This is a genomic window from Klebsiella sp. Lac1, assembly GCF_009825425.1.
Taxonomy (GTDB): Bacteria; Pseudomonadota; Gammaproteobacteria; order Enterobacterales; family Enterobacteriaceae; genus Klebsiella; species Klebsiella electrica.
On sequence record NZ_VJZJ01000001.1, the window covers coordinates 2,586,944 to 2,603,921 of the forward strand.

General features: G+C 51.9%; 15 protein-coding genes and 2 tRNA genes. 11 read left to right on the forward strand and 6 right to left on the reverse strand.

Annotated features, from left to right (window positions below):
* Positions 1-172: 172 nt before the first annotated feature.
* The 10 genes from FNY10_RS12775 to FNY10_RS12820 all read left to right on the forward strand — a co-directional run bounded on the left by FNY10_RS12775 (position 173) and on the right by FNY10_RS12820 (position 10,607).
* The gene (locus tag FNY10_RS12775; RefSeq protein WP_407081252.1) at positions 173-1,366 is read left to right on the forward strand and encodes a carbohydrate porin; all 1,194 of its coding nucleotides are present in this window, start codon (positions 173-175) and stop codon (positions 1,364-1,366) included.
* Positions 1,367-1,566: 200 nt separating this feature from the next.
* Positions 1,567-3,249, forward strand: coding sequence for a PTS transporter subunit EIIC (locus FNY10_RS12780; RefSeq protein WP_160702682.1), 1,683 nt, complete (start codon positions 1,567-1,569; stop codon positions 3,247-3,249).
* A 9-nt stretch (positions 3,250-3,258) separates the two neighbouring features.
* On the forward strand, positions 3,259-4,293 hold the full coding sequence (locus tag FNY10_RS12785) for an oxidoreductase (RefSeq protein WP_160702684.1): 1,035 nt from the start codon (positions 3,259-3,261) through the stop codon (positions 4,291-4,293).
* Position 4,294: 1 nt separating this feature from the next.
* Positions 4,295-5,146 (forward strand): hypothetical protein, encoded by an 852-nt coding sequence (locus tag FNY10_RS12790; protein WP_160702686.1) that lies wholly within the window; start codon positions 4,295-4,297, stop codon positions 5,144-5,146.
* Positions 5,147-5,211: 65 nt separating this feature from the next.
* Complete coding sequence (locus FNY10_RS12795) at positions 5,212-5,919, forward strand: GntR family transcriptional regulator (RefSeq protein ID WP_160702688.1); 708 nt, start codon at positions 5,212-5,214, stop codon at positions 5,917-5,919.
* 262 nt (positions 5,920-6,181) lie between these two features.
* The gene (locus tag FNY10_RS12800) at positions 6,182-6,352 is read left to right on the forward strand and encodes a hypothetical protein (protein ID WP_160702690.1); all 171 of its coding nucleotides are present in this window, start codon (positions 6,182-6,184) and stop codon (positions 6,350-6,352) included.
* Positions 6,353-6,722: 370 nt separating this feature from the next.
* Entirely contained in the window at positions 6,723-7,655 is a 933-nt protein-coding gene (locus FNY10_RS12805; RefSeq protein WP_160702692.1) for a nucleoside recognition domain-containing protein, read from the forward strand.
* A 105-nt stretch (positions 7,656-7,760) separates the two neighbouring features.
* The gene (locus FNY10_RS12810) at positions 7,761-8,012 is read left to right on the forward strand and encodes a histidine kinase (protein WP_131048062.1); all 252 of its coding nucleotides are present in this window, start codon (positions 7,761-7,763) and stop codon (positions 8,010-8,012) included.
* A gap of 137 nt (positions 8,013-8,149) precedes the next feature.
* Positions 8,150-9,604, forward strand: a complete 1,455-nt coding sequence (locus tag FNY10_RS12815) for an AMP nucleosidase (protein ID WP_160702694.1) — start codon at positions 8,150-8,152, stop codon at positions 9,602-9,604.
* 193 nt (positions 9,605-9,797) lie between these two features.
* Positions 9,798-10,607, forward strand: a complete 810-nt coding sequence (locus FNY10_RS12820) for an HAD-IIB family hydrolase (protein ID WP_131048064.1) — start codon at positions 9,798-9,800, stop codon at positions 10,605-10,607.
* A 304-nt stretch (positions 10,608-10,911) separates the two neighbouring features.
* Here the strand turns inward: FNY10_RS12820 and FNY10_RS12825 are convergent.
* The 3 genes from FNY10_RS12825 to FNY10_RS27350 form a co-directional block, all read right to left on the reverse strand.
* Positions 10,912-10,987, reverse strand: a tRNA-Asn gene (locus FNY10_RS12825).
* A gap of 126 nt (positions 10,988-11,113) precedes the next feature.
* Positions 11,114-12,550 (reverse strand): EmmdR/YeeO family multidrug/toxin efflux MATE transporter, encoded by a 1,437-nt coding sequence (locus FNY10_RS12830; protein WP_131048065.1) that lies wholly within the window; start codon positions 12,548-12,550, stop codon positions 11,114-11,116.
* A gap of 8 nt (positions 12,551-12,558) precedes the next feature.
* Entirely contained in the window at positions 12,559-12,738 is a 180-nt protein-coding gene (locus FNY10_RS27350) for a DUF5951 family protein (RefSeq protein ID WP_416309023.1), read from the reverse strand.
* Positions 12,739-12,744: 6 nt separating this feature from the next.
* Here FNY10_RS27350 and FNY10_RS12835 point away from each other — a divergent pair.
* Positions 12,745-12,820 (forward strand) — tRNA-Asn (locus FNY10_RS12835).
* A 263-nt stretch (positions 12,821-13,083) separates the two neighbouring features.
* Here FNY10_RS12835 and FNY10_RS12840 read toward each other — a convergent pair.
* Genes FNY10_RS12840 through FNY10_RS12850 form a run of 3 tightly spaced genes read right to left on the reverse strand, consistent with a single transcriptional unit; the run spans position 13,084 to position 16,738 of the window.
* Complete coding sequence (locus FNY10_RS12840) at positions 13,084-14,295, reverse strand: aminotransferase class I/II-fold pyridoxal phosphate-dependent enzyme (RefSeq protein WP_160702696.1); 1,212 nt, start codon at positions 14,293-14,295, stop codon at positions 13,084-13,086.
* 21 nt (positions 14,296-14,316) lie between these two features.
* Complete coding sequence (locus FNY10_RS12845; protein ID WP_141964283.1) at positions 14,317-15,648, reverse strand: LLM class flavin-dependent oxidoreductase; 1,332 nt, start codon at positions 15,646-15,648, stop codon at positions 14,317-14,319.
* Positions 15,649-15,652: 4 nt separating this feature from the next.
* Entirely contained in the window at positions 15,653-16,738 is a 1,086-nt protein-coding gene (locus FNY10_RS12850; RefSeq protein WP_141964282.1) for an iron-containing alcohol dehydrogenase family protein, read from the reverse strand.
* Positions 16,739-16,978 lie beyond the last annotated feature (240 nt).

Genomic DNA, 16,978 nt, shown 5'->3' on the forward strand with positions numbered 1-16,978 from the left:
ATGATGTTTCCTTCGCGGTACCGTCCACTCCTCGCGCTCACCCGGTTTTCGTCACGACTCTATCTTTATTCAAAAACTGTGATCTTATACATTATTTTTTAAAACTATATAGTTTTAAAATGCATCGCCACACAACAAGGATAAAGATGAAAAACACACAATGACGGAATGAATCATGAAAAAAACAATACTGACAATTACATTAGCACTTGCTTCGTTCAATAGCTCAGCAGATATAAATTTCGATACCTCTTCCGGAAAACTTAAGCTGTACGGGGACGTCGAGTTCAATACCGATGCAGCCAGCAGCTCGAAGCAACTGACCTCCACACGCACCAGCCCAAATAAAGACTGGAGCGCAAGTGATAACGACCGCTGGAGCATTAATGGCCGTATATTACTGGGCCTGGACGGCTATCGAGAACTATCCAGCGGTAATTTCGCAGGTTTTACCGCTCAACCGTTGGCGGACATGAGTGGCCATATGAATCTGGATGATGCGGCCTTTTACTTCGGGCAGAAAGAGGGGGACAAAGATAGCTGGCGTGCCACTATAGGGCGCTTCGAAGCTTATGATATGTTCCCGCTCAACCAGGATACCTTTGTGGAATATTCAGGTAATACGGCTAATGACCTGTATGCCGATGGGTTTGGATATATCTATATGATGAAAGAAGGCCGCGGGCGTAGCAACAGTGGCGGTAACTTCATGTTAAGTAAATCCATTGATGAATGGTACTTTGAACTGAATAGTCTGGTGGAGGATGGCAGCGACCTGTTCGCTGGCGGCTCTTATCATGGAAATACCCTGACCAGAAAGAAAAACACGATCTACCTTCGACCCGTTATCGCCTGGCGTGGAGACAATTTCACTACCGCCGTTGCAGCAGAAAGCAATGTCATTAACAATGCCTATGGTTACCATGATGCCAGTGGAGAATGGCAGGATCAGTCCAGACGCAACGGTTTTGGCTGGACGTCAACCCTGAAAGTTGATAACGATATTACCACTAACATAAATCTCGCGTTTATGGATGCTGAGGATGAAAAAGATTTCACCGCAGGTGCGAATATTTTGTGGGATAAATTTGAAATAGGTTATATCTGGGCCAGGAATAAAATCGCCTCATTTAGTCCTACCCTGCATGTAAATAATGATGATTTTATCGATCGGGATGGAAAGTACCAGATTCACACTATCCACACCTCATATCGTTTTGCCCACGTATTAGATATGGATAACTTTGATATTTTTCTGGGAGCGTACTGGTCACAAATAAAACGCAATTCAGACAATCTCTATTCTGGTGAAGATAATTCTGACGACCGTTACGGTGTACGTGCACGTTTTAAATACTATTTTTAAACTTACTGTCATCCATTCACATTTTGCCGTAGAGAATGGGTTACAGGGGCCATGATGAAACATCAATCTCTGAAAACGGCATAGGTGTTGAGAACGAAAAAAACCGAATAGCCGATGGCCAGGTAAATAACGACTATCGTATCAGTTTTATGCGTCAGCAGCTGGTGGCAGCCCACCAGCAGAAGAATTAAAGGAGCCTTATGAATATCTCATTAGACAATATTGCCAGTTTTTCACAAAAACTGGCGGGACAGGTTCATCTGAGAAGCCTGCGAGATAGTTTTATCATCGCGATCCCCTTTCTGGTCCTGGCTGGTCTGGTCATTATGGTTAACTATGTTTTTCTTGATCCCAACGGATTCATGAGAAATATTATTTCTGCCGAAACCATGACCTATTATCGCGGGATCGGAGAGCGGGCATTAAACGGCACCATGAATATATTTTCCGTTATGCTCGCGGTACTGGTAGCTTATTCTCTGGCCAGTAAACGCAAAGCCGAAAGTCCAATTATTGCCGCAATGGTCTCGCTTGCCTGCTTCTATGTGATAATGCCAATCACGGTACAAGTCACACCACCAGATAGCGATGCCATAATGGTAAGCGGCGTCGTACCCTATGCGCTGACCAATGCAGGAGGGGTATTTCTCGCCATTATTTGTGCCTTCTTATCCACCACTTTGTTTCTGAAGATATCAGCCAGTTCGACGCTGAAAATCTCTCTGGGCGAAGAAGTACCGCCTATGGTGCAGCAATCATTTAATGCTCTGTTCGCCATTATGATCACCGTGGCACTGTTTGCCTGCGGTACGTTCGCTATCACCGGTTGGTTCGATACCGAACTATTTGCGCTGATTCAGACCGTGGTGCAAAAACCCCTGGTGCATCTCACTACCAGTCTGCCGGGCTTCATTACGTTAACCACCCTAACCAATCTGCTGTTTTCGCTCGGCATTCATCCTTCCGGGATTATTAACCCAGTTCTGGAACCCCCCTTATTGGTTGCCATGCAGGAAAACATGGCGGCATTCGCCGCCGGACATATACCGCCGCATATCATTGTCCTGCCATTTCGTGACCTGTACGGTCATATGGGCGGTACAGGCTCTACGTTAGCTTTGTTGCTGGCCATCATGCTCCGCAGTCGCATGAGCAGCCATAAAAAATTCGCCCGGACGGTGATTGCGCCAGGCGTCTTTAATATCAACGAGCCGGTCATTTTCGGTCTACCGGTGATCCTCAACCCGCTTTTGATGATCCCTTTTATCATCTACCCACAAATCAACTTTATCATCGCCTACTTCGCCACCTCATGGGGCTGGGTATCACACATTGTTGCCTACGTCCCCTGGTCCGTACCGCCCTTCCTCTCCGGATGGTTGGGCTCTGGTGGTGACCTACGTAACGTTGTGTTGCAGGGGATACTGATCATTATTGGTGTCGCCGTTTACCTGCCGTTTCTGCACGCCTACGAACGCGCAATCATGAGCAAAAACACCCGAAAAATCATTGAGGATATCGAACAAACGCCCTCAGACACGACAGAGATAAATAACACCTCGGACGGCCATGTGCTGGACGGCAAAACTATCATCCTGATGTGTAACGAAGGTATGTCCACCTCAATGGTGGCTAAAAAAATGCGCCTGTATGCTCAAAGTATCAATTGCACGGCCAATATCAGCGCAACAAACATAGGCAGTCTTGAAGATATTTATCCGCACACGGACCTTATATTCCTCTCACCACAATTGTCTTATATGGAAAGTAAAATACGGGAAACCGTACAGGATCAGTGTCGAGTTGCGCTGGTCAACCCACAACATTTCTCCCATATGGATGGTCAATCCATTATCGAACATGCCGTAACGTTGTTTAAATAAGGAAGCAGTATGATTAATTGTGCATTTATTGGGTTTGGGAAAAGTGCCACCCGATATCATTTACCCTATGTATTGATCCGCGATAAATTTAACGTCAAAACTATTTATGATATTACATCAAAGCCGGAGGTAGAGTCACAGTTGCAATACCGCGGCATTCAGTTTACCCGTGATGTAAATGACATATTAAAGGATAAATCGGTTCAGCTTGTGGTTATTTGTACACATCCGGACAGCCATTTTGAATATGCCAGAATATGTATAAGACATGGCAAAAATGTGATGGTCGAAAAACCCTTTACCACCACTCTGGCAGAGGCAAAAGAACTGTTATGTCTGGCTAAAGAACATGGGGTAACGGTAACCCCCTTCCAGAATCGCCGCTTTGACTCCTGCTTTCTTACTGTCCGGGAGGTGATTAAAAGTGGCCTGATTGGCGATATTGTGGAAATCGAAAGCCACTTCGACTATTACCGCCCCGAGGCTGAGCCCCAGGAGAATCATCCGTTTAACGGTGCGTTTTATGGCCTGGGTATTCATACCCTTGATCAGATGTTGTCCCTGTTTGGCAGACCTCGTCAGGTCGCTTACGATATCCGCAGTCTGCGTCGGGATGGAAATCCGGATGATATATTTGAAACCCAGTTGTTCTATGGTGATCTGAAGGCGATTATCAAAACCAGCCACATTGTCATGACCCCATATCCAAAATTCATTGTCCATGGTACACGCGGCTCGTTTATCAAAGGACAAATCGATCGGCAGGAAGCCTGTCTGAAAAACAACATTATGCCGGATGATCCTTTATTCTGCGCAGACAGCGAGCCAGGTATCATTGAGTACATCAACGAAAATAACGAGATCGTTAAACGAGAAGTCCCGGCCGCTCGCGGAGATTATGGCGGTGTCTACGATGCGCTTTATGAGACCATCGTCAACGGTGCGCCAGGTTACGTGAGTGAGACCGACATTATCACGAACCTCGAAATTCTTGAGCGCGGCTTTGAGCACGCTTCACCATCAATAATCACACTGGATTACTGACATGAAACGTCTACTAAACTGTCGTGCGTCAGATTTTCGGAACCAGCCCACGGCCAGCGGTCTCTTTACGGCCATCCAGGCATCGGAAGGGCGAGTCGTTCTTGCCGAGGTGGCCGCAGAGAGCACCCCGCTCTATCCTGATATCACGGGTGCGGAACTGGTCAGCGCATTCGGCGCCGATATGATTTTACTCAAGAGCTATAACACCGATACCCACACCATAGCAGGTATGCCGGAAGGGGGCGGCTGGCAGCGAATAAAAGATCTGACCGGCAGGCTGGTGGGTATTAGCCTTGAAATCAGCGATAAGCAGAATACGGAAAATCCACGTCAGCTTTCGCTCAGGACGCTGGAAAATATTCAACAAGCCGATTTTCTTTGCCTGACAGGGTATGACAAACCAGAACTGAATATGCAGACTATGCTGGAGGCGATAGACCTGGCGCAGGCGCATTTCCCTGGTTTCATCATCGCCGCGAAATTTTATGCCGCTGGTCTGGCTTCAGCAAAAGAGTATGCAGGCTATATTCACGCAGGTGCGCATGCCATCGTCGTTCCGGCCCCTGGTACCTGTCAGGGGAGCAGTGAAAGTGTCGTAGCCGATATTATCCACGCGGTTCATCAGGCCGGCGGGCTGGCGATAACCACCATCAGTAGTAGCCAGGAAGGAGCGGATGCTGAGACGGTTAAGCTAATTGGTCTGGCAAGCAAGCGCTGCGGCAGTGATATACATAACTTTGGCGATGCCGGTTGTTGCGGGATAGCCGATCCGGAAGCGATTCGGGCACTTTCTGTTGCAATACGTGGTAAAAGACATACTTATGTGAGGATGGCAGCATCCATCTTACGTTAGGATGTTTATCTGCCGTAAACTATAGTATAACAGACCTATGTCTATAGGTCTGTTATGAAAAGTATATGCCTAAGTATATTGATATATATAATGAATTAAAAAAGAGAATTATTTCTGGTTATTATGAACAAAACAGTCAACTGCCTGAAGGACGAAAGCTTGCGCTGGTTTTTGATTGCAGTGAACTCACAATTACCAAGGCGCTTGATATCCTTGTCAAGGAAGGTTTCGTCGTCAGAAAAAGAGGATTAGGCTCTTTTGTAAAACTTCCGTTCAATGCTTCTTTCAATAACCATCTGACAGGGACAAAAGCACGCTGCCTGGGCTCCGGGAAAAATATTGAAACCCGGGTAATTGAATTCTCCGCAATCCCCGCGCCTCCTGAGATTCAGGAAAAGCTACAGCTTAACAGCGATGAAATGGTTTATTCAATTCTGCGTGTAAGAGTGATCAACACGATCCCCTCGATCATTGAAAAAACCTATATGCCGGTAAATATTATCCCCGGGCTCAACTATAGTAACGTTGCCGATTCAATCTATGCTTATATTACCGAGGTACTGGGTTATAACGTACACAGCAGCCATATGATGATCACCGCAGCCCTGTCAGATGAACGACAACGCACCCTGCTTGAGTTCCCCTCCCCTGAAGTTGTTATTCACGTTGAACAAACAGCTTATTTAGATAACGGGAAGTTATTCGAATATTCTGTAGCCTCCCATCGCTATAATACATTTAAGTTTGCAACAGAATTTATCAAATACAATTAATCCCTGTTTTTTCCAAATCAATTCCGGGAGGAAATGGTGGCCTCCTGGTTTTTAAACTCTCATCACTGCTAAAGACTGGTTGCCTGACGGCAAACCGATTTTAGCTTCTGGGTCCAGACATCGCTGAATTTTCTGATTAGCGATCTCCACGGGTTTAGCCAGTCGCCGGTACACAGCAGCGATATTTCTACGGATGAGACTATCTCTTTGCGGATTGATGCCAATGATAATGCCGCCTCTTTTGCTATTATCCTGGTGAAAAGTGTGGTACCCGCCGGGTGGCGATGTGGAATACAGTAAGCTGGCAGACGAACACTTTACAGAACGTGGCGATGAGCGTTTTACCGGCGCATTTGTCGGCATTTGCTGTCAGGCATTCACCGATAAAAACATCCACACGGATTTCGATGACTTTGCCCATAGCACGCTGTAACCCGCCTCTCCGCCCACTCAACCTCATCACCCCTTCGTGGTTCTGACCGCCCCGCGCGACGGTATGGCAGGAACGCTCGCCTGGCGGCCCCTCGCTCTTTTTTACCCGGATCAGGGGCTATCCTCTGATCCGCGCTCAACAAGCCTGTACATTTTTTAGCCCCACCGCCACGGATACACCGCGGTATTCATCGAATAATGCCCTGTGCAAACATAAGTTTTATTTTACTAATAAGATGCGAAATATGATTTTCTTATTTACACCGCAATAATAGCCCCGCGCGGAAGGTGAGATGCCATTAAGCCGTATCATTTCTGTCTGACGAGGATTATGATGATGGTCATTTCGCTATTCGGTGGTTGAGAGTTAAATGGATCTTATCGGCATTATTATGTCGGCGGGAAAATCCTCCGTTGATGTCGCGCTTTATACGCTATTACCCATTATGGTCGTCATGCTGATGATCATGAAATATCTGGAAGTCCGCGGTGTGCTGGACGTTATCGTCCGCTGGGTCGCGCCGCTGCTCAAGCCATTTGGCCTTGGCGGGATGAGCGCATTCGCATTGATTCAGATAAACTTTGTCAGCTTCGCCGCGCCGTTGGCCACGCTGGCCATTATGGATAAGCGCGGCGTCTCAGATAGACAGATGGCCGCCACGCTCGCCATGGTCTTTGCCATGGGCCAGGGCAACGTTTTCTACCCTCTCACCCCTTTCGGCCTGCACTGGATGGCCTCGATTTGCATTTCGATTATCGGCGGTCTGTGCGCGGGTGCGGTCACCTGGCACGTCATCGGGCGCCGTCTGTCAGTGATGGAGAATGCCAGGGCGGAAGCGCTGCCCAACGCCGAACAAAACAGCCAGGGCGTGATTGCGGTCATTAACAATGCGGGATCTGATGCCATTCGTCTTGCGCTCGGCGCGGTGCCGATGTTGATCCTGTCATTAACCATCGTCGGGGTGTTGCAGGCGGCCGGCATCATTAACATGCTTCAGCAGCTGCTGATGCCGCTACTGCAGTGGCTGCATATTCCAGTCAACTTCGTCCTTCCTGCGCTGGTCAAATGTATCGCAGGCGGTACGGCCTATTTTGGCGTGGTCTCTGAACTGGTGCAGCAAGGCAAAGTCACCATCAGCCAGCTCAATGCCTCCGCCGGACTATTCATTCAGACCTTCGATCTGCCCGGCATTGGTATATTCCTCGGCGTGAGCTCGCGATTTGTTCGTCTGTTCCGCTTTGCCGCTCCCGGTGCTATCATCGGTATTCTTATTCGGACCATTATGCACGTGACAATATTCTGAATCTTTGTAAATTAAACGCAGCCTAAACCATTAGGCTATTCTTATTGTCATAAAAAAGGTAACGGGCAATTATCGCCGGAAATAGCGCTGATCAGGGAATGTCTTATGGAATGGTGGGTAAAAAAAGTACAATCTTCGGAGGAATCACCAGATTATTGCGCAGTATTGCAAAGCTCGCATTTATTGGTTATTGCCGAAATCACCACCCGGCAGTGCGCTTTACAGTGCGGAGATAAACTCACGCCGCTGGCAAATGCCCTGTATTGCCTCAATGACGATCCGGCAAAGATATTAAAAGTGATAAAAGCCACGCACTTCAGCAACGAACGCTGGGCGGAAATCGCCAAATCTGAGTAATAAATAAGCACCAGCCCCTTCAGCAATAATATTTAATGCAAACACCTTCACCGTACTGCGGATGAAATTCCCCTTCGCTCTTTTCCGTCTGTGACATACTATCAGGCATGTCAGCAGACCTGAAAAAAGGAGCGAAGATGAACCACAAGGCCGCCAGTCTGACCCCGGAACAAGCGCTGAATCAGCTTGAACTGCAGTATGAGCGTTCGGTCAATGCATTACGTAAAGCCATCGGCGAATATATCAACCACAGCGTTCTCCCGGATGACGACGCTCGTGCTAACGGCTTGTTTGTTTATCCGCAGCTGTCCGTGTCGTGGGACGGCTCGGACCATAAAGCGCTAAAAACCCGGGCCTGGGGACGCTTCACCCATGCCGGTTGCTACAGCACCACCATTACCAACCCTAAGCTGTTTCGCGCCTACCTGCTGGAGCAGCTAACATCGTTGTATCAGGATTACGGTGCGCATATCAGCGTCGGGTTGTCGCGGCATGAAATCCCTTATCCGTATGTCATCGACGGCTCCGCTTTAACGCTCGATCGCTCGATGAGCGCTGGCCTGACCCGCTACTTTCCGACCACCGAGCTGTCGCAAATTGGCGATGAAACCGCGGACGGACTGTTCCATCCCACCGAACACCACCCGCTTTCCCATTTCGATGCCCGCCGCGTCGATTTCTCTCTCGCGCGCCTGCGCCACTATACCGGGACGCCGGTCGATCATTTTCAGCCGTACGTTCTGTTTACCAACTACACCCGCTACGTTGATGAGTTCGTGAGCTGGGGATGCAGTCAGATTCTCGATCCTGACAGCCCCTATATCGCGCTTTCCTGTGCCGGCGGGATCTGGATAACAGCCGATACGCAAGCGCCGGAGCAGGCCATTTCCGATCTGGCGTGGAAAAAACATCAGATGCCCGCCTGGCATCTGATCACCAAAGAGGGTCAGGGAATTACGCTGATTAATATTGGTGTCGGTCCGGCCAACGCCAAGAACATCTGCGATCATCTGGCGGTGCTGCGTCCTGACGTCTGGCTGATGATTGGTCACTGCGGCGGTCTGCGTGAAAGCCAGACCATCGGCGACTACGTGCTGGCCCACGCTTATCTGCGTGATGACCACGTTCTGGATGCGGTGCTGCCGCCGGATATCCCGATTCCCAGCATTGCCGAAGTACAGCGCGCGCTGTACGACGCCACCAAGCAAATCAGCGGCATGCCTGGCGAGGAGGTTAAACAGCGACTGCGTACCGGCACGGTGGTCACCACCGATGACCGCAACTGGGAGCTGCGCTATTCCGCCTCGGCGCTGCGCTTCAACCTCAGCCGCGCCGTGGCCATCGACATGGAGAGCGCCACCATCGCGGCCCAGGGCTACCGCTTCCGCGTCCCGTACGGCACGCTGCTCTGCGTGTCTGATAAACCGCTGCATGGCGAAATTAAGCTGCCGGGCCAGGCCAACCGCTTTTATGAAGGGGCTATCTCCGAGCATCTGCAGATAGGCATTAAAGCCATCGATCTGCTGCGTGCGGAGGGTGACCACATGCATTCGCGCAAGCTGCGTACCTTCAACGAACCGCCGTTCCGCTAGCCCTTCACCCTCTTTGCCCGCCGCCACGGCGGGCAAAGATCAAGCGGCTAAGCGGCCTCGCCACCAACCACTATCGGCCCGGCGGCGGGTCCCGGTCAGGGTAAATCCTGAGCGCGATATAACTCATCGCCTTCCGTTATAACGCCTGTTAATCAAAGCGCGATAAAATCGTTTCTTTCTATTGGGAGTGGATATGCGACCACTTGCGCAGGCATCACAGGGTTTATTCTCCTCGGTAAACTATGTTCTGACCGATATGGATGAGACGCTCACCTTCCGCGGGCGGCTTTCTGCCGCCACCTATGGGGCATTAGAGCGGCTGCAATCTGCCGGGATCCGGGTGATACCGGTCACAGGCGCCCCGGCAGGATGGTGCGATCAGATGGTCAGAATGTGGCCTGTCGATGGTGTCATCGGCGAGAATGGCGGTTTTTTCTTTCAGCGTGCCGCCGAGGGTCATGGGGTAACACGCCATTTTTGGCATGCGGACAAGCAGGCCGATGAGCAGGAAAGACTCACCGTGATGGCACGGAAAATCACCGCACAATACCGCTGGGCAACCCTTGCGGAAGACCAGCCTTTCCGCCTGTCCAGCCTGGCCTTTAACCTGCCTGCTAATACCACGCACCTTGGCGCGCTGCGTCAGTCATTGCACGAGGCAGGGTTAAAGACCACGGTGAATAATTTATGGCTGCTGGCCTGGTCCGGGGAATACGATAAATTAATCATGAGCCGTCACGTCCTCAGGACGTTTTACCACCTGGATGAACGGGCCGCACAGGATAGCGTCTTTTATAGCGGAGACTCTGAAAATGACGCCCCGATGTTTGCCGGATTCCGGCATACCCTCGGTATGAGTACCCTGCGCCATCAGCGGGCTTCCATCCCGGCGCTACCGGCATGGATAAGCCAGGGTCCCGGGGGAGACGGTTTTATCGAAGGGGTGGATAAAATACTGGAGCACAAAAGAGCGCGCGCATCGCGGCTTAATGCCGAGCTTTAATCCGCCGGTAGCCGTTAGCAGGCATAGAGAGTTTACCTTCCCGCCAGGCGGAAATCGTTTTATCCCGGTCGGTCGCTTTGGGGGCGGGTGTCGGCACTCGCTTTTCCCTGCCCAGCATCCGGAGCACATCTTGCGGGAATGGCGAAGCCAGCAGATGAAAGCGAATGCCTGACGGCGATAGCAGCGCCACCCTCAGGGCCCTGCAGTCGCGTGGGTAGGACGACGCGGGATTGTGGTCGGCTATCGGGGATACCGTTGAAAGCAAAAAACCCGCTTAAGTTTCCTTAAGCGGGTTTCTCAAATATGGCTCCTCTGACTGGACTCGAACCAGTGACATACGGATTAACAGTCCGCCGTTCTACCGACTGAACTACAGAGGAATCGTGTGAACGGGGCGAATATTAACGGCGCTGCCTGACCTTGTCAAAGGCTGTTTTCACAATTTAAATCGTTTGCCGATTTATTCTCCACTTTGGGCAAAAAGTATCGTTTTGCCTGAAAAAGGGTTATGTTTCGTCCACTTGAATCTTGCTGCGCGGATATTTCCATAGCCAGCGCCCGCTGACCATTCGGCAATAGAACAGCACGCCACGCACCGCCCAGTCGAGCACCATTCCCAGCCAGACGCCAATCACCCCCATTCCCAGCACAATGCCCAGGGTATAACCCGCCACGACACGGCAGCCCCACATTCCCAGCATCGATACCCACATGGTGTAGCGCACATCGCGCGCGCCTTTAAAGGCGCAGGGCAGGATCCACGAAGTCGCCCAGATAGGCATAAAGAAGGCGTTGAGCCACAGTAGCTCTTTGACCACCACTTTGACATCTTCTTCGCTGGTGTAAAAAGAGGCGATCAGATTGGCAAACGGCGCCGTCCCCCACGCAATCACCGTCAGAACGATGGTTGATAACCAAAAGACATGCCACGCCTGACGCTCCGCCTGGCCGATTTGCCCTTTTCCCAGTCGTTTACCGGTAATTATCGTCGAAGCGGAACCCAGCGCGTTCCCCGGCAGGTTAATCAACGCGGCGAAGGAAAAGGCGATGAAGTTGCCGGCGATAACGTTGGTCCCCATCCCCGCAACAAACATCTGCGTCAGCAGCTTGCCGCCGTTGAACAGGACCGATTCAATACTCGCCGGGATGCCAATGCCCATCACTTCCCAGATAATCGCCAGGTTGAACGGCTGAAAGTAGCTCTTCAGCGAGATGCGCAGCGCCGGGTTAAAACCAATGGCCAGCACCCAGACTATCGCCACGGCGCCAATATAGCGGGCGATGGTCAGCCCGAGACCGGCGCCGACAAATCCCAGCCCCGGCCAGGAAAAAATGCCGTAGATCAGGATGCTGCTGATAATAATGTTGAGGATGTTCATCCCGCCATTGATCAACAGAGGGATTTTGGTATTACCCGCCCCGCGCAATGCCCCGCTGCCAATAAGCGCGATGGCCGCCGCCGGGTAGCTTAATACCGTCAGCTCCAGATAGGTCAGCGCCATGGCCTTCACCTGCGCAGAAGCCTCGCCGGCGACAAAATTAATGATCTCGCTGCCGAATGCATGGATCGCGGCCGCCAGCAGAACAGAGAACAGCGTCATGATTGCCAGCGATTGTCTTGCCGCCGCCCTCGCCCGCCGCCGGTCGCGTTTGCCGAGGCTAAAGGCGACCACCACCGTCGTGCCGAGATCGATGGCAGCAAAGAACGACATAATCACCATATTAAAGCTGTCGGCCAGCCCCACCCCGGCCATGGCCTCTTTTCCCAGCCAGCTGACCAGGAACGTACTCAGTACGCCCATCAGCAAAACGCAGGTGTTTTCGAGGAAAATAGGCACCGCAAGAGGGCTGATTTCACGCCAGTAAAGAACCCGATAACTTTTACGCTTTTTGAACCAGGAGGTGCGAGCAAAGACCTGGCTTACTGCGGAGGTGACGTTCAAAGGAGACCTTAGTGAGAAAAGTTGAAACTACATTTCAAATAATGATAGAGAATGGCGGATCCTGCAAAACATTTTTCCTGATTAATTGTCGTTAATAGCAACAAATTGTTGACGGAAGCGGCAGTTGAACATTTGCCGGCAAATTGATGTTTGACAAAATTTTTTTCGCCGCTAAGATACGACCCCACAACGATTCCTCTGTAGTTCAGTCGGTAGAACGGCGGACTGTTAATCCGTATGTCACTGGTTCGAGTCCAGTCAGAGGAGCCATATTTAAGAAGCCCGCTTAAGGAAACTTAAGCGGGCTTTTTGCTTTCATACCCTCTCATAAATCATTATCTGATTTTTATTCAACAAGTTAGCGTGAAAAGTCTTCCCGATACATGTTCACATCCCCTTGCGCATCGGGAACGAGTGATACGCAATGCTGACGTTGAACATTGATCCGAACGCCTGTAGAACGCTTTTAACATATTGCGTACAAGCCCGCTGTAACCAGCTCGGGCGGAGACGGCTCAATAAGTACATTGAATTTACTCAGCGGGGCTGAGTTTCGCGCAGGCCGATGCAATGCGCCGCCCGGCTTCAGCTACCGTGGCGTTGTCTGTGGCAATCGATAAACGGAAATAGGGCGACAAGCCATATGCGCTGCCGCCAACGCCGGACACGCCGTTTTCCAGCAGAAAGTCCAGCACGTCAGCTTCATTTTCGATTTTCGCCCCACCCGGCCGGTAACGCCCGATTAATCCGGCGCAGCGGCAAAAGACAAAGAAACCGCCCTGCGGCACCCGCAATTCCAGCCCGTCAATATTCGCCAGGATGTCGGTTATCACGTCGCGCCGTTGCTGATAAGCCGCAACCTGTGGCGCCATAAAATCCAGCCCGCCGTTAAAGGCTGCCAGCGCAGCCGCCTGACTCACCGAACTGGCACCGGAACTGATTTGCGACTGTACCACGGTCATGGCGGCAATAAGCGCTTGTGGCCCGGCAGCGAAACCAATCCGCCAGCCGGTCATCGCATACGTTTTGGATACGCCGCCCACCAGCAGGCTGCGCTCCTGCAAATCAGCGGCCACATTAAGCAGATTCTGGTGTTCACAGCCATCAAACAGAATGTGCTCATATAAATCATCGAGCATGACCAGCACCTGCGGATGCTCACGCAGGACGGCGGCCAGCGCCTGCAATTCCGCGGTTGAATATACCGCACCGCTCGGATTTCCTGGATGATTGAGCACCAGCCAGCGGGTGCGCGGCGTAATACTGGCGGCCAGCTGTTCTGGCGTCAGCTTGTAGGCCTGCTCCAGATGACATTCGACAAAAACCGGCGTGCCGCCGTTAAAACGCACGCTATCCGCAAACGTCGGCCAGTACGGAACCGGCACAATCACTTCATCGCCATCATTGAGCGTAGCGGCAAAGGCATTAAAAATGACCTGCTTGGCACCGTTAGCAATCAGGATGTTAGCCACAGCGAATTGCAGCCGGTTTTCCCGCTGCAATTTCTGCTGCACCGCCTCGCGCAGCGCCGGAATGCCCGGCGTCGGCGTGTATTTGGTTTCACCACGCGCAATCGCCTCGTATGCCGCCTGTTTAATGTGAGCGGGCGTATCAAAATCCGGCTCACCGGTAGTGAGATCCAAAATATCCACCCCCGCTTTTTTCAGGTCATTGGTGCGCTGTTTCGCCGCCGCATTGGCGGAAAGTGACACCCGCTGAACGCGGTCTGACAAAGAAATCGTCATCGTAATGTTCCAACGCTAAAGTTAAGTCTGAGGGTTAAAGTCAGGCTCAGGCAGACCGAGATTTTCACGCAGCGTGCTGAATTCGTATTCTTCACGGAACAACCCACGGCGGCGCAATTCGGGGATCACCAGCTCAACAAACAGCGAAAGCTGTTCCGGCATCACTGCAGGCATGATGTTGAAACCGTCTGCCCCGCCTTCTTCCAGCCAGTGCTGGAAATCATCGGCGATATCTTCCGCTGTACCGACCAGCACGCGGTGCCCACGCGAACCGGCAGCAATCGCGGCCAGTTCACGCAGGGTCAGATTTTCGCGATACGCCAGATCGGTCAGCAGTTTCACACGGCTCTGATTACCTTCACCGGCAGGCACATCCGGCACCGGGCCATCGAGCGGAAACGCACTCAGATCCCGATTAAAACGGGTGGAAAGCTGGCGGATGCCGTTATCAATATCCACCAGCGAATTCAGTTGGCGCCAGGTTTCATGCGCTTCTTCCCGCGTGCGACCCACGATGGGCATTACGCCCGGCAAAATCAGCACGTGATCTGGATGACGTCCGGCCTCTTTCACCTGCCGTTTCTGCGCACGGTAAAACGTTTGCGCTTCTTCCAGCGTGGCCGCCGCAGTAAACACGACTTCGGCGGTGGCCGCCGCCAGTTTCTGACCGTCAGCAGAAGAACCGGCCTCAATAATCACCGGACGCCCCTGCGGCGAACGGCTGATATTCAGCGGCCCCTGTACCTGAAAATATTTGCCCTGATGATTCACCGGCCGGATTTTCTCGTTCACGAAATACTGACCGCTGGCGTTGTCCGGCTGCACCGCCCCCTCCTGCCAACCTTCCCACAATTTGAACGTCACCTCGAGAAACTCATGCGCCACGGCATAACGTTCGGCATGCGTGGGCATATCATCGCGGCTGAAATTGCGCGCCACGTCAGCGGAAAACGACGTCACCACGTTCCACGCCGCCCGACCGTGGCTGATGTGATCAAGAGAAGAAAAGCTACGAGCCAGATTAAACGGATCGCTGAATGTCGTTGAAGCCGTGGCGGCCAGCCCGATATGGCGTGTTTGCACTGCCAGCGCCGACAGCAAGGTCAGCGGCTCAAGCCGCGCCATGGTAGACGGCAACCGGTAGACGCTGGTCGCCAGGGCATCGCCGACGAAGAACATATCGAACTTGCCCTCCTCGGCTTTTTTGGCTATCTCCGTCAGCCAGTCGATGTCGGTCGGCGAACCGAGCTTTTCAGTTAAGCGCCAGCCACTGACGTGATGCCCGAGCGGCTGTACAAACAGCCCAAGACGCAATTGACGTGTGTTTTTTGCAGAAGATGAAGCAGAGGCCATGGCGCTATCCCTGTGAATAATGGTGAGTTTCGGTTGCCTGCAGGGCTTTTTCGATATTTTCCGCTGCTATTGAAAACGGCAAACGGGCGGCATTTTCGGCGGAGAATTTCACTTCGCGGGCAATGGCCGCGATGATCACGTCCCGGTCGCCATTCAGTGGCGGCAATGCCAGCGGCGCGTCATATTCACGTAACAATGACAGCAACTGCGGCTCCGGCTGGCCGTCATCGCTTTCCATCAGCGACTGCAGCAGTAACCCGAAACCCACCTTTTCGCCGTGCAGCCAGTCATGCAATTCCGGCTGATGGGTGAAACGATTGTGGATCGCGTGCGCCACGCCCGGCGCGGGGGTGTCATCGCGCATGCTGTTAGCCATACCTGCCACCGCGATATTGGCGTCGATAACTTTCATCAGCGCCGGTGTGACGTCATGGCGGGCGTTGTCCTGCACCGCCTGAGCGCCGTATTGTTCAAAGACATCCAACGCCAGTTTTGCCGCCTGAACTTTCAGGTTCAGCGCCAGACTGTCGTCGCTTTTCTGTTTATACGGGCGGAATTCGTACCATTTCGCCAGCGCATCCACGATGCCCGCTTTGAGATAACGCACATCGTTTTGCGCAATCACATTCGTGTCGACCAGCAGCATCAGTGGCATACGCGACAACGGCTGGCTGCGCACCTGCCCGCCGTGCTCATTATAAATAATGCTGACCGGCGACCAGGCGGCGCAGGTCGCGGCAACGGTCGGTATGGTCACCAGCCCGACGTTAGTCAGCAGGTTCGCCACCGCTTTGGCGCAATCAAGCACCCGCCCGCCGCCAATGCCCAGCACCAGCGTGGCGTTTTGTTCCCGCACGTTATCCAGATGCATTGCGATAGCCGCATCGGTGCATTCCGAGGTGAAAAAATTGACCTGCCAGCGAATACCGGCTGCCTTCAGGCTGGTTTCCAGTTGCGGATTCACCGCCCGCCACGCTTGCGGGCTGGTGATGATGGCGATATCGGAGGAATGAACGGCGAGCAGCTCACCGCTGCGTGAAAGCAGGCCGGGCTGATGATGATAGGTCTGCGGTGATTTTATGGCGAACACGTCGATGCCCTGTATTTGTCGTCTGGTTAAAGAGAAACTGCCCGTAATTAAACAGGAATTTAATATGGAATATATTCAAGTGTTATTAAAAACATCCTACGAGAATTGAAAAAATTAACAAACTACTAAGTGGAGATCCTTATTAACTTATTCTCAATAGTATAGATTAATTTTTGCTATAGACTATAAACCCCTTGCATCCTGTGCTGGATCAAAGAAATGATAGCGCCAGAAAGGGCT